Raw genomic sequence first — 1,175 nt, forward strand, 5'->3', positions numbered from 1 at the left:
ATTGGCGGCGGTGCGCGACGGCGACTGGATCAGCCTCGATTGCGATGCCGGCCAGCTGCAGCTGGAGATCGACGACGCCGAATTGGCCACGCGCCTGGCGGCGGAGGACCCGGGGGCGGCCTCGCGGCGTATCGCCAGCGACGGCGGCTATCGCCAGCTGTATATCGAGCATGTGCTGCAGGCCGACGAGGGCTGCGACTTCGATTTTCTGGTGGGCTGTCGCGGCGCCGAGGTGCCGCGACACTCCCATTGAGGCCGCGACATGGGGAGTAAGCGCCATGGTTGAGGCCACTGCAATCGAGTGTGTCTGGGAGGGGCGGGCGCTGCTGGGCGCGGCCCCGCTGTGGTGCCCCGAACGTGGCGACGCCGGACAGCTGCTGTTCGTGGATACGCTCGCTTCGCGACGCTATGCCTATGACTTGGCGAGCGGCAAGACCCACAGCTGGGCGCTGGACGAGACGTGCTGTGGCTTGGCGCGCGTCGCCGGCGGGTCGGCGCGCAGTCCCGATGGAGCCACGCTCTACCGTAGCGATACTCCAGCTGGCGTGATCCATGCCTTCGATCTCGATGCGCAGGGCAACCCCGCCCGCCAGCGCGAGCATATCCGCTTCCCGTCGACCCAGGGCTACCCCGACGGCATGGCCTGTGACCGTGAGGGAGGCCTCTGGGTGGCGCACTGGGAGGGTGGGCGCATCAGCCGTTTCCTGCCCGATGGTCGGCTCGACGAGACGCTGACGCTGTCCGCCTCACGGGTGACCGCCTGCGCCTTCGGAGGCGCTGAGCTGGATCAGCTATTTATTACCACCGCGGCCACGGGACGCGACGATGAGACGGCGGCCGGGGGACTCTTTCGCTGCCGGCCGGGTGTCGCGGGCCTCAGCGTCGCCGAATATGCCAGCGACGTCATACTTCCCGACGCGATATAAGCTAGGTAAAGCCTAAAGGGGCATGGCGTTTTCACGCCATGCCCCTCTCTTAGCTTGCTTTGATATCAGCCCTTGGCTATCGGCCGATCGGCGTTACCCCTCGCGCTTGCCATCCACCAGCCGGCTCACGCCCAGCGGATTGCCGTCCTTGAGCGCCTCGGGGAGCAGCCCCGCCGGCAGGTCCTGGTAGCACACCGGGCGCAGGAAGCGATGAATGGCGGCGCTGCCCACCGAGGTGGTGCGGGCGTC

The 1,175-nt window shown here is 67.8% G+C and carries 2 protein-coding genes; both read left to right on the plus strand.

Annotation, left to right across the window (positions count from 1 at the left end):
- Nucleotides 1-253, plus strand: a 253-nt coding sequence (locus IEI94_RS09050; RefSeq protein ID WP_191166984.1) for a dihydroxy-acid dehydratase, incomplete at its 5' end; no start/stop codon positions are given.
- 25 nt (nt 254-278) lie between these two features.
- Nucleotides 279-926: an SMP-30/gluconolactonase/LRE family protein gene (locus tag IEI94_RS09055; protein ID WP_191166985.1), complete on the plus strand. Its 648-nt coding sequence runs from the start codon at nt 279-281 to the stop codon at nt 924-926.
- The last annotated feature ends 249 nt before the right edge of the window (nt 927-1,175 follow it).

Origin of the sequence: Halomonas sp. ML-15, from assembly GCF_014779595.1 — a bacterium.
In the GTDB taxonomy this organism is placed as follows: domain Bacteria; phylum Pseudomonadota; class Gammaproteobacteria; order Pseudomonadales; family Halomonadaceae; genus Franzmannia.